This window comes from Dakarella massiliensis (assembly GCF_001182045.1).
In the GTDB taxonomy this organism is placed as follows: Bacteria; Pseudomonadota; Gammaproteobacteria; order Burkholderiales; family Burkholderiaceae_F; genus Mesosutterella; species Mesosutterella massiliensis.
The window spans coordinates 433,859-446,214 of sequence record NZ_CVTY01000006.1 but is presented as its reverse complement, the minus strand read 5'-3'; the positions used below and the strand labels follow the sequence as shown (position 1 = coordinate 446,214).

Annotated in this window: 7 protein-coding genes and 1 CRISPR repeat array (1 of these 8 cut by a window edge); all 7 genes read left to right on the top strand. The window is 48.9% G+C overall.

From position 1 onward, the window contains the following. Window positions 1-385 precede the first annotated feature (385 nt). From cas3 to cas2e, 7 genes are read left to right on the top strand one after another with little or no spacing between them, the layout of a single operon-like run. Entirely contained in the window at window positions 386-3,034 is a 2,649-nt protein-coding gene (cas3, locus tag BN1936_RS05820; RefSeq protein WP_082164489.1) for a CRISPR-associated helicase Cas3', read from the top strand. A 5-nt stretch (window positions 3,035-3,039) separates the two neighbouring features. Continuing rightward, window positions 3,040-5,058: a type I-E CRISPR-associated protein Cse1/CasA gene (casA, locus tag BN1936_RS05815; RefSeq protein ID WP_187367753.1), complete on the top strand. Its 2,019-nt coding sequence runs from the start codon at window positions 3,040-3,042 to the stop codon at window positions 5,056-5,058. Between the two features lie 3 nt (window positions 5,059-5,061). Beyond that, entirely contained in the window at window positions 5,062-5,691 is a 630-nt protein-coding gene (cas6e, locus tag BN1936_RS11285; RefSeq protein ID WP_022444762.1) for a type I-E CRISPR-associated protein Cas6/Cse3/CasE, read from the top strand. Window positions 5,692-5,701: 10 nt separating this feature from the next. Then, complete coding sequence (gene cas7e / locus BN1936_RS05805) at window positions 5,702-6,811, top strand: type I-E CRISPR-associated protein Cas7/Cse4/CasC (protein ID WP_022444761.1); 1,110 nt, start codon at window positions 5,702-5,704, stop codon at window positions 6,809-6,811. A 10-nt stretch (window positions 6,812-6,821) separates the two neighbouring features. Then, complete coding sequence (gene cas5e / locus BN1936_RS05800; protein ID WP_022444760.1) at window positions 6,822-7,532, top strand: type I-E CRISPR-associated protein Cas5/CasD; 711 nt, start codon at window positions 6,822-6,824, stop codon at window positions 7,530-7,532. 4 nt (window positions 7,533-7,536) lie between these two features. Beyond that, window positions 7,537-8,394: a type I-E CRISPR-associated endonuclease Cas1e gene (gene cas1e / locus BN1936_RS05795; protein WP_049686856.1), complete on the top strand. Its 858-nt coding sequence runs from the start codon at window positions 7,537-7,539 to the stop codon at window positions 8,392-8,394. Then, window positions 8,391-8,675, top strand: coding sequence for a type I-E CRISPR-associated endoribonuclease Cas2e (gene cas2e / locus BN1936_RS05790; protein WP_022444758.1), 285 nt, complete (start codon window positions 8,391-8,393; stop codon window positions 8,673-8,675). The genes cas1e and cas2e overlap by 4 nt, the downstream gene beginning before the upstream one ends. A gap of 89 nt (window positions 8,676-8,764) precedes the next feature. Next, a CRISPR array of direct repeats spans window positions 8,765-12,356; the repeat unit is 28 nt; unit sequence CTTTTCTCTGCCTACGCAGAGGTGTTTC; it runs 225 nt beyond the window's last position.

The window sequence follows — 12,356 nt, the reverse complement described above, 5'->3', positions numbered from 1 at the left end:
ATTTTTTAATTACTTTTAATCAATCATTTATAATTTTGTTCTGTTTTTAAAATACAAAAATAAATACCGTACAAATATCGTATTAATAGTTTTTGCGTGTATCCACGCTTGAATGATGCGATCTTAGTTTCCATGACCTCTAAAAATTTCCGTATTCCTTTGCCACAGTTTCATTCCCGAGCCGTTGTATCTTTTTGCGGACAGTGTATGTTGCTCTCTAATTTATAAACGCTAGCTCAATCGATTTCCACACGGCGAATTCGATAACAGAAACCAACGACCTAAACCATCACTCCTTACAGCCGGTCGTTTGCATTTTAATTACTGATATGATAATTTTAAGAGCGTTGGGAAATTTAAATTGAACACTAGAAGGTATATCTTCATGACTTCTTTTATTCGAGTTGCACCACCTGCCGAACAATGTCCGGCTAAAACCTGGATAGATGAGTCAGGGATCAACCGACTTGGCAGATCGGTTGCAGATCATTGTCTGATAGTTGGTACGATCGCCAAAGAGCTGCAAAAACTATTCCCGGAAACGATATCTTCAATCTTTCCATCCGGTTCTGCCCTTATCGCCGCATGCCACGACGTGGGAAAAATCTCCCCGACCTTTTTCCTTCGCCTTGAACTGATGGCGGGAATATCAGACGGCACTGTAAAGGAATTGCTGCAGGAAACCTCTTTCACCGATAATCCTGAAGCTATAAGACAGTATGAATCCGAGCGCTGGGGAGGACACCCGGGGGTCAGCTTTGTGACGATGATGGAACTGACTCACGATCATAACATTGCGACTGTGGTCGGACAGCATCACGGGTCTCTACCCAAGAAAGATCTGCAATGGCAGCGTGCCGATGATGAAGATTTTGGGGGCCCTCTTTGGGAAAAATCCCGCGAAAAATTTATCAATGAATGCGTGAACGAACTTAAAGAATCCTTTCCCGCCTCCATGACTACTGTGCAAAGGCAACTTGTGTCTGGCCTCACTACCGCGGCAGATTGGATTGGTTCGGGCTCAATTTTCGATAATCCAGAATCTCCATGGCAGCCTCTGATATCACAAGCTACCGCAGACGCAGGAATGAGTCCGGTAAGCATAAAGGGATCACTAACCTTTGGAGAAATTTTCAAAGATAACGACGGCACTCCTTATTCTCCTAATAAATTTCAGGAGGCTTTAGGCAAAGTCGCCAGTGAACCAGGTGTTTATATCCTTGAAGCGCCAATGGGATTAGGAAAGACTGAAGCCGCACTCTTCGCGGCTTACCTAGCTCTCTCTTCTGGTCATGCCCGTGGCATTTACTTTGCGCTGCCAACGCAACTCACCGCGAACAAGATCTACGAACGCTTCGCCAATTTTCTAAGCGCCGCTGCTCCGGACTCGGATCTCCCCGGACTTCTTCACGCTAATGCTGAGGATTTTTTTGAGCACCTTGATATGGGGGGTGGGGAGTTTACTCCGGGAAACAGCTGGTTCTCTGCAAAAAAGCGGGGACTTCTCGCACCTTTTGCGGTCGGTACTGTTGATCAGGCACTCCTTTCTGTGATGGCTGTGCGTCACAGTTTTGTACGGCTGTTCGGTCTTGCAGGCAAAGTCGTCGTAATCGATGAGGTTCATAGTTATGACGCCTACACTGGATTCCTTCTGAAGGAACTTATAAATGAACTAGCTGCCTTGAAGTGTACGGTTATCCTTCTCTCCGCAACTCTGACACGATCAAGCCGCCATCAGCTTCTTTTCCCTGAAAAAGCAAAATCATCAAGGGGGAGAAGAGAACTGTCAGAGGATGAACGGCAAGACTTCGGGTATCCGGTCATTTCTTATCGAAAAAATGGCACTGTGGGGCACATCTCGTTTCCTCCTCAGCCCGATTCAACTGTTTTTGTTTCATTGCATCACGAAGAACAAGGTGAACGGGACGCTATTGAGGAAGCACTAAAAAGGGCTGAAAACCATCAGCAGGTACTCTGGATAGAAAACGATGTCGCGACCAGTCAAAGAATTTACCGGTTGCTGGCAGCACGAGCGAAGGAAATTGGTGTGGACTGCGGGTTGCTTCACTCCCGATTTACACGGGGCGATCGACAAAACATTGAATCCGCATGGGTTCCCCGCTTAGGGAAATCAGGATGGGCTCACCGTCTTGATTGCGGCCGTATCCTGGTTGGCACCCAGATTCTTGAACAAAGCCTGGATATCGATGCTGATTTCATGGTATCCCGGATTGCGCCTATCGATCTGATTTTTCAGCGATCAGGCAGACTCTGGCGTCATCAAAAGACTCCTCGTTCTGATGCCGCTGTGCGTGAAATGTGGATACTTTCTCCCACACTTCAGGAAGCCCTGGAGAATCCTCGGCAGAACCTAGGATCTTCCGCGGCTGTCTATAGTCCTTATACGCTTTGCCGGACACTGGAAACTCTGGAACCTGTTTCTGAATTAGCAGTCCCCTCCGACATTCCCCGGCTGATGGAAGCCGCTTTGGGTGACAGACCCGAAACAGGCCTGTTTGGGAATCTGAAGAATGACCTTCTGTATGGGACTCCCAAATGCCCGGGTATTTATCGCCTGATTGAGGACGCTAGGAAAAATCTCAATAATCCTTGCACCTCAACGGAGGATGACTCAACTGCGCAGACCCGGCACTCAGAAATTCCCACTGTGGATATGCTTCTTATCCAAAACATAGCTACCGAGAATGGCAGAACGGTACTGACTCTCCTGAATGGAGAAAAAGTAACATTCCCCCATGAGCAGAAGGACTTTTCCAAATCCCAGTGGAAAAAAATCGCCTCTTCTTTGAGAAGCAGTTTTATTCACCTCTCAGTTACCCGTGCGAAAGGTTTTTCTATCAGTTTTGAAAAAGCCAAAGCATTCGGTTTCGGAAACTTCATCTACTTAGGCTCACCGAATTCCGAGAATCTTTTTATAGCTTTAATTGATCAATCCGGCACCGCTTTCAACCTGTCACGCGACTGCACGCAGTACTACGACTCGACGATTGGATGGTGCCTGGAAAAGGAGTAGCGCCAATGAGTTACAACTTGCTTGACGAGCCTTGGATTCCAGTTGCCGGTCATGAACCAGTCTCTCTGCAGGCGATTTTTTCTGACGAATCGCTCCGCCATTTAGGAGGAAATCCCGTTGAGAAAATTTCCGTAATGAATCTCCTGCTGGCGATTTCCCAGGCCGCGTGCACTCCGGATAATGAGGAGGAGTGGAGACAACTGGGAGCCGATCTGAAAAAATTTGGAGAACGATGTCTCTCTTACCTCAGATCACGCCGGGATCTTTTCGAATTATATGGGGATAAACCTTTTCTTCAGTTTCCCGCAATTAAACTGAAAATTTCGGAGCCGCAGAAAATCGGCGGTTTATACCCTCATATAGCGACAGGTAATACGACTGTTCTTACCCAAAGACAGTTGGATCATTCGTTTACCGATGCTGAAAAAGCTGTGGCACTGCTAGTGCAGATGAACTTCTCCTTAGGAGGAAAGCGGACTGATAACTCTTTTTCTCTGTCAGCCGGCTACAGCCTGAAAAAAACTTCTGCAAAACCAGGGTCGGGGGTCGGTTATAACGGTTTTCTTCACACCTATTGCTTCGGAAAATCCATTCTTGAAACAATTTGGATGAATACCTTTACCGAAGAGGAAATCGAAGATTCGAATCTTTTTCCTTCAGGCGTCGGTACGCCTCCCTGGGATGCCATGCCAAAGGGAGAGGATGATGAAATCGCTCAGGATTTAAAGGAATCTCTTGAGGGGCAGCTCCTCTCAATGAACCGATTCTGCCTGCTCGATAAAAACGGCATCTATATCACCGAAGGTATTGTCCTTAATGATGGCAGCGTTGATCCGTCAACCCTCCTGAAAAAGAACAAGAAAAATGTCTTCCGCTGTGAAGAGGTTCATCCAGAGAAGAGACCGTGGCGGGATCTGGTTGCTCTGACTTCATGCCTGGATTCTCAAAGTGACAACAACAGTATCTGCTGGCGTCTGAATCTCGCGCTTTCTAAGCTGGCGTACGCCCGTGAGAGCGTTGGCATCTGGTCCGGGGGGCTGCAGGTCACTTTCAGTATGGGAACTCAGAAAGTTTCTTCTACCAACGATTACGTGGAATCCGCTGTAGAGATTTATCCGCATGAGCGCTGGTTCAGAACCTATAAAACTGAATTCGCATATCTGGAAGAAATGGATAGGACACTTCAGAGAAGCGTCCGCGAGTACGTCATGCCTTATGGAAGCAGCTCAGGAGCCGGAAATTTAGCTGACGCGTCAAAACTCGCCGGGCGGGCCTCGCTTCTTTTCTGGGAACGTTGTGATCCTCTGAAGCAAAGAATCATCAACCTCTGCAGAAACAATGAATCTCCAAAACTGCGCTCCAGAATAGATGACATTGTTCTGGATATTTTCAATATCGTCTGCCCCAAAACGTCCAGCCGTCAACTACTGGATTGGGCAAGAGCGTATCCATCTGTCGGCCGTGCCCGCTGGGCGCGGTCCAGGAGTCCGAAAATGGAAGTTTTTATTTCCCGTATTCTTCAGATCATCAAGCAAAGCAAGGGAGACGCCGCCGCTTTGAGACGCGCGTTCAACCCCGCGACGCAGTATGAAGCCTGGCCGATTCTTATTCCTATCCTCACTCAGGAGAAAGTGGATCTAAAGAGCGACGAAAAAGACGCTTATTTCCTGGTCGCCGCCGCGCTTGCTCAAAGTAAGGTGGAAACCGATGGAAATCAGGATCTGGGCAAAGCGCTTGCTGTCTGTTTCGCTAATTCAGGAAACGGCGGGGAATCATCTCATTCTCCTGGAGCGCAGCGCCTTCAGAGGCTTCTCTCCTGTGACTCCCTGAGTGAGGCCTGCCGGGTGCTTCGGCCGATGCTTCATCTGATCCAGAGTCAAGGAAACGCACACCTTTCCTACTCTCAGCTCCTTGAGGATCTGCGGGATTTCCGTTTTGATACTGGAAGAGAACGGGTCAAGATGCAATGGGCGATTTCTTTCTATGGGAGATCGGCCGATTCCTCCAACGAAGAGGCTGTATAAGAAATGACGACAAAGTTTTATCTCAGCCTTCTTACGCTGAGTCCTATCGATCTCGCATGGAATCGAGTAACAGACCCTTACAGCCTGCACCGTATTATCTGTGGGCTTTTTGGATTGGGCGGTATCGAGAAAAAAGGATCTGCTCCCTCAGGCATTCAATGGCGACTCGCAGAAGGACATCGAGATCAGACACGTGTTCTGATTCTCTCTAAGGTGCCCCCATCGACCCCCATGTTTGGGAGTCTCGAAACCAAAGAACTGCCTGATGGATTTCTTGACAGTCGGTATTACCGATTCTATGTGAGAGTCAATCCGAGCATCTTCCACCACGTTTCCAGAAATGTGGAGCCTGTACGCGGAGATGAAAACATCATTCAGTGGTTCGCGGACCGTGCACCTCGCTGGGGTTTCTCAGTCGATCCGGGCGCTGTGGAAGTTACTTCAAAAAAGGTCGTGACTTTCAGAAAAGATAACAGCAAGGTCACGCTCTCACAAGCCGATCTTCGCGGCACGCTTGAGGTCACCGACAAAGACATTTTTTCTGAATCTTTTGCAAATGGAATTGGCCGCGGGAGAGCTTTCGGCTGCGGCCTATTACAGATTATTCCCGTTTCTCTCTCTTCTGAGGCTTAAGAGGCAAACTATGAAAAAGAATCCCTACACTGGCAAGATCGTTGAATACCATATTCTTCAGAGCTTTCCTGTTACGTGTCTGAACCGTGATGACGTTGGTTCCCCGAAAACAGCCCTGATTGGGGGTGTCCCCCGTTCCCGAGTCAGCTCTCAGTGCTGGAAGCGCCGCGTGAGAATGGATCTTCACTCTCTTCTTGACAATAACAACAACGATGCCGAACCCCAATTCCAGCTCGGTATTCGTACGAAACATATTTCGGATCTTGTCTCTGAAGCCTGCAAGAAACTGGGTGCGACTGATGAACAGGCTGCCGTCAGCGGCGACACCATTTCTCAGGCTCTGGCCAAAGACACGCTTGTGTTCATCAGCCCTGCAGAGTGCAACTCATTTGCCGAATATGCCAAAGAGAAAGGGTTTGACCTCCAGATTCCGGCAGGGAAAGAAGGGGCTAAAAAACTGAAGAGTATTACCCAGGAGCTTGTCAAGCTGTCGAAAAAGATTCTCGACAAAAACTTCAATGTGCTTGATATTGCGCTCTTTGGCCGCATGGTAGCCCAGGCACCTGAGATGGAGGTACAGGCAGCAGCCTCTTTCTCCCACGCTATTTCCACGCATAAATCTGTTCCCGAAATTGATTACTTCACGGCTCTTGATGACATGAGAAAACCTGAGGAACAGGGCAGCGCTCATCTTGGACCGATTGAATACAACTCAGCCACGTACTACCGCTATATCAGCCTGGACCTGGGACAGCTCGCGGACACATTCGGCATTGAAGAGGAATCTGACGAAGAAATGAAGAAAGCCGTTGAAATTTTCACGAAAGCTCTCTTCGTTGCCGTTCCCACAGCACGTCAGCACTCCTGTTCCGGTGCCAGTCCCTGGGACTATGCCAGAGTCTATGTCCGCAAAGGGCAGCGCTTGCAGGTGCCCTTTGAGACCCCTGTACGCTGCGATAACGGCTATTTGAATCCGAGCATCAAGGCATTGGACTCCTATCTTGATAAGAAGGAAAAAATGTGCGGATCGCTGTTTGGCAAAATCGCTGGTTTCGAGTGGGGAAAAAACGAGGATTATTCCATTGACGATCTGATCCACGGAATTCAGGCGGCCATCTAGGAGAGCGGTTATGAAAACTCTCTTGCTCTGGCTGGAAGGCCCATTGCAAAGCTGGGGGCACGACTCCCAGTTTGATCGGAGAGACACGCTTCCGTTTCCGACCTTATCCGGCATCTGCGGAATGCTTTGCGCAGCCCTAGGGGCTGGCGGACCCCAAACGGAACTGCTCTCCCGTCTTTCCAAAGCAAAATGGGAATGCCAGTCGTTCATACTGGATAAGAAAACGCCTTCGCCTATGCTCGTCGATTTTCAGGGAGTCGGAAATGGATATGACGGTAAGGACCCGTGGGAGAATCTTTTCATCCCAAAGACGGACGAAGGGAAAAAGCCCGCGATGGTGACGGGTTCCAAACTGACTTATCGGTTTTACCTGCAGTCGGCCGCGTTTTCTGTTTATCTGTCGTTTGACGATGAAGAACTCGCGAATACTCTTTTCAATGCTTTAAAGTCTCCTGTATGGGCGCTTTCCCTGGGACGGAAAAACTGTGTTCCTTCCGAGATTATTCCTCAGGGTTTATTTGACACGGCGGAAGAAGCAAAGAAAGAAGCGGTATCGCTAGCTGAAAGGAAAAATAGAAAACCTCAATTCACCGTTACTGAGGAGGAAGCTCCGGAAAAAGGAACTGTCATGCTCCTCAACGATGTACCAGTCTCCTTCGGTGTTATGAAGAAGTATCGTGACAGAGTGGTTACTGTGATTCCTGCAGCTCCCGAAGGTTAGTGCTATGGGAACTGGCCCCAGACTCTATGTCAAGATAACGAGAGACACGCTTCCAAGGGTAAAGGATAAGTATCCATTCCTATACCTGGAACATGGAAGACTCGCTATTGACGACAGCAGCGTGAAGTGGATCGATTCCGATGGAAACGTCGTGAGGATACCTATTGCTACAATCTGTTCGCTGTTTCTGGGGCCAGGCACCACTGTAACTCATGAGGCTATTAAGGTTCTCTCGGCTGCCAACTGTTCAGTGAGCTGGATGGGAGAAGATAGTCTTCTTTTTTATGCATTCGGTGATTCGCCGACTGCAGATACAAAAAATTTCCGCTTTCAAATGAAAGCGGCTGCTAATCCAACAACTCGTTTGTGTGTGGCAAAGAGAATGTTTCAGGATCGCTTTCCAGGAGAGGATCTGACAAACAGAAACCTCAGTGATCTGAGGGGTATGGAAGGCAGACGAGTCAAAGCCTTATACCTTGAAAAAGCCATATACTACCGGGTGGGATGGAGCGGTCGGTCTTTTGTCCCAAATCACTTTCAACTATCCAGTACAACGAATCAGATTCTTACCGTATGCAATGCAGCTCTATATGGGGTTACAGCATCTGTCATACATGCATTGGGATACTCCCCTCACATTGGTTTTGTGCATACCGGTTCACCATTACCATTTGTCTACGACATATCCGACCTATATAAAGCTGAGGTATCGATTGATCTAGCTTTTGCTCTGACACGGCAACTAAACGGAATATATGAAAGAGAAAAAGTTTCTGATGCTTTCAGACAAAGGGTGATTGATCTGGATCTCCTTAAACGGATGACGCTCGATATACCGCGATTATTGGGGAAGAACGAATGATCGTAGTGATTGCAAATAGTCTTCCTGACCGAATACGTGGAAGAATGAAATTGTGGTTTATTGAGCCGAAACCCAATGTCTTTGTTTCAGGCGTCACTGACCATGTAGCCGACAAGGTTGTGTCTTATCTTCTCGATAATTGCCCGTTAGAGTCCGGACTGCTGGTTTTTAAAAGCGTGGGCAAAACACCCTATTACAAGATTTTCAATCTGGGTTCCACCTCCAAAGAACTTATTACAATATCTGGAATTCAGCTTGTTATTGAAAAGAAAATCTCTTGAGTACGTTCTTTAACAATCTGGAATCATATGGTCTTTTTTTGATATACAAAATATTGATTTAATCATCAAAAAATATACCAAATGTCGGACTTTTCTCTGCCTACGCAGAGGTGTTTCTCTGGATATCCTGCGTGACAAAATTATTCCGGACTTTTCTCTGCCTACGCAGAGGTGTTTCTCGTTGGACGCTCAGCAAGGAACACATCCAGCTCTTTTCTCTGCCTACGCAGAGGTGTTTCCCGGTACGCTGGCTTTCGACGAAGAACGGTGTGCTTTTCTCTGCCTACGCAGAGGTGTTTCTACGGGGAAAAACGCTCAAGGGACTATCGGGTACTTTTCTCTGCCTACGCAGAGGTGTTTCTATCGGGGCGTATTTCCCACGGGGCAATCCCCGCTTTTCTCTGCCTACGCAGAGGTGTTTCCGTGAGAGACAGGGTTCAGGGCCGTTTTACCTTCTTTTCTCTGCCTACGCAGAGGTGTTTCTAGTCGCGTTCAAGCTCAAATTATTTTTCTACTCTTTTCTCTGCCTACGCAGAGGTGTTTCCGAGTTACCCGAAGACAGTTGTTAATGTGGCCGCTTTTCTCTGCCTACGCAGAGGTGTTTCCTATTTCTCCCGGTATGCGAGAAAGCTCCCGGACTTTTCTCTGCCTACGCAGAGGTGTTTCCTCCGTCCGGGTTCATAGCCAGCCAGAGAGCCGCTTTTCTCTGCCTACGCAGAGGTGTTTCCCGGAAAGAATTTACAAGATCAAGAGAGAAAATCTTTTCTCTGCCTACGCAGAGGTGTTTCCCTCTTTCCATCCTGTATAAATTTTTCCACCAACTTTTCTCTGCCTACGCAGAGGTGTTTCCAAAAATATCGACTTTTTTGCTTATGGCTATCCCCTTTTCTCTGCCTACGCAGAGGTGTTTCTTGCGGACGACACGGATTCCTCAGATCTCCAGAACTTTTCTCTGCCTACGCAGAGGTGTTTCTCCGTGGACGGCGCTTCCGTGTCTTTTGATACGCTTTTCTCTGCCTACGCAGAGGTGTTTCCGCCTGAGCCACATGGATCGGGCAACCGCGAATCTTTTCTCTGCCTACGCAGAGGTGTTTCCGCGGGATGAAAAATCAGGGATCAGATCCACCACTTTTCTCTGCCTACGCAGAGGTGTTTCCCATTTCCCGAGAAGAAGCCCGGCGGATCCTCTCTTTTCTCTGCCTACGCAGAGGTGTTTCCTGGGGGGGGTCTGTCCGGCCTGAGGTCATACGCTTTTCTCTGCCTACGCAGAGGTGTTTCTAAAGGTCTCTTGAAGGCTCAGGGGCTTGCTGACTTTTCTCTGCCTACGCAGAGGTGTTTCCCTTAAGCGTGCAGGCGACGCCGACACCGCTTCCTTTTCTCTGCCTACGCAGAGGTGTTTCCTGAGTGCAACCGCTCAGTTACAACAGCACCCACTTTTCTCTGCCTACGCAGAGGTGTTTCTCGCGATTAAAAGCAGGCAAGCCGATGTCATACCTTTTCTCTGCCTACGCAGAGGTGTTTCCCATCTATAGAGCCTCAGCCGGGCGACGAAGTGCTTTTCTCTGCCTACGCAGAGGTGTTTCCACGATGTACCGGAAGAACGACTCCTTTGGTGACTTTTCTCTGCCTACGCAGAGGTGTTTCTCCTCTACCCGCAGTGCAAGAGGTGCAAAGACTCTTTTCTCTGCCTACGCAGAGGTGTTTCCGTATACAGATCTTAAAGCTAAGGTCAAAGAAGCTTTTCTCTGCCTACGCAGAGGTGTTTCCCCCTCGCGACCTCACGGTTGTGGAGCTCGTCGCTTTTCTCTGCCTACGCAGAGGTGTTTCTCAGGCATTCGATCAGCCGATCACCCCACCAGGCTTTTCTCTGCCTACGCAGAGGTGTTTCTATGTCTAAAGGCTCTTTGATTCTTACTTTGGTTCTTTTCTCTGCCTACGCAGAGGTGTTTCTGATCCCAGAGCGAGATAGATAAACCTTTCGCCCTTTTCTCTGCCTACGCAGAGGTGTTTCTTGGAAAGGTCTGCCTACTCGGGAAAGATGTCCGCTTTTCTCTGCCTACGCAGAGGTGTTTCCAAAAATGCTAGCGTTTAGTGAATTCAAACCATCTTTTCTCTGCCTACGCAGAGGTGTTTCCATCCCTGGAGCTATCTGGTTAGCCATCCGGAGCTTTTCTCTGCCTACGCAGAGGTGTTTCCTTTGGCTGTGGACGCCCCGGCGGCTGTATTTTCTTTTCTCTGCCTACGCAGAGGTGTTTCCCAGACCGGGGAGTTTCTTGCCGCCGGCATAGACTTTTCTCTGCCTACGCAGAGGTGTTTCTATCGGCAGAGTTGATGGCTTTGTTCTGTTCAGCTTTTCTCTGCCTACGCAGAGGTGTTTCTCACCGCCTCCAGCTTCGGGATCATCGTTCCGATCTTTTCTCTGCCTACGCAGAGGTGTTTCTAGGCTCGAACGCCGTGGACTTCTACAAGATTCCTTTTCTCTGCCTACGCAGAGGTGTTTCTCATTGGAGACATCTTTTCTGAAACCCACCATGACTTTTCTCTGCCTACGCAGAGGTGTTTCTTCCTGACTCTTTATAAAGCCTATAAAGTTGGGCTTTTCTCTGCCTACGCAGAGGTGTTTCCCAGTACTACGGTCTGGATAAGAACGGTGTCATCTTTTCTCTGCCTACGCAGAGGTGTTTCTTATGCCCCGGCAACTTCATTTTGTGAAGAGTGCTTTTCTCTGCCTACGCAGAGGTGTTTCCTTGTTAGCCTGAGTAATATCCTGAGCTGCCCGCTTTTCTCTGCCTACGCAGAGGTGTTTCTTCTTGGGAAAGACGGTTTTGTCCGTTCAGTGCCTTTTCTCTGCCTACGCAGAGGTGTTTCTCGATCCCTGCCACTTCTTTGCGGCACTGATGTCTTTTCTCTGCCTACGCAGAGGTGTTTCTGCATATGACGCCAACCAAGGGGCGTCCAGGGGCTTTTCTCTGCCTACGCAGAGGTGTTTCCATGGCATTCTTAAAGGCGTAGCTCATTGCTTTCTTTTCTCTGCCTACGCAGAGGTGTTTCCCCTCACTTTCTCTGGGACGGTCACGGCGGCGGCTTTTCTCTGCCTACGCAGAGGTGTTTCTTCACTATGCCGCGTTGTGACTAGGCTCGCGCGCTTTTCTCTGCCTACGCAGAGGTGTTTCTAATCAGGTTCCCCGCCATATAGCCTCTGTCAGCTTTTCTCTGCCTACGCAGAGGTGTTTCCCTGATATGACGAGTCGCGGATTGAGGTCTGGCCTTTTCTCTGCCTACGCAGAGGTGTTTCTAGGTCTGTAAAAAAGCGCTCTCCATTCTGAAACTTTTCTCTGCCTACGCAGAGGTGTTTCCTTCCCAAGGCCGAGCGGGAGCGTGCGTGGAAGCTTTTCTCTGCCTACGCAGAGGTGTTTCCGTGCGTTCAGCAGGAACTTCACGCCATTCCATCTTTTCTCTGCCTACGCAGAGGTGTTTCTGCCAGGAGATGGGGGAGGAGTCTGTCGTAATGCTTTTCTCTGCCTACGCAGAGGTGTTTCTTGCCCTCCCGCAGTCCAGCTCGGCTTCCATCCACTTTTCTCTGCCTACGCAGAGGTGTTTCTCCACCATTGGCGCCCCGGCCTCGCTCAGCTCACTTTTCTCTGCCTACGCAGAGGTGTTTCCTGAGTGCAACCGCTCAGT

Excerpts from the sequence above, each read along its gene's own strand:
- cas3 (WP_082164489.1), top strand. The coding sequence starts at position 386 with ATGACTTCTTTTATTCGAGTTGCACCACCTGCCGAACAATGTCCGGCT.
- casA (WP_187367753.1), top strand. The coding sequence starts at position 3,040 with ATGAGTTACAACTTGCTTGACGAGCCTTGGATTCCAGTTGCCGGTCAT.
- cas6e (WP_022444762.1), top strand. The coding sequence starts at position 5,062 with ATGACGACAAAGTTTTATCTCAGCCTTCTTACGCTGAGTCCTATCGAT.
- cas7e (WP_022444761.1), top strand. The coding sequence starts at position 5,702 with ATGAAAAAGAATCCCTACACTGGCAAGATCGTTGAATACCATATTCTT.
- cas5e (WP_022444760.1), top strand. The coding sequence starts at position 6,822 with ATGAAAACTCTCTTGCTCTGGCTGGAAGGCCCATTGCAAAGCTGGGGG.
- cas1e (WP_049686856.1), top strand. The coding sequence starts at position 7,537 with ATGGGAACTGGCCCCAGACTCTATGTCAAGATAACGAGAGACACGCTT.
- cas2e (WP_022444758.1), top strand. The coding sequence starts at position 8,391 with ATGATCGTAGTGATTGCAAATAGTCTTCCTGACCGAATACGTGGAAGA.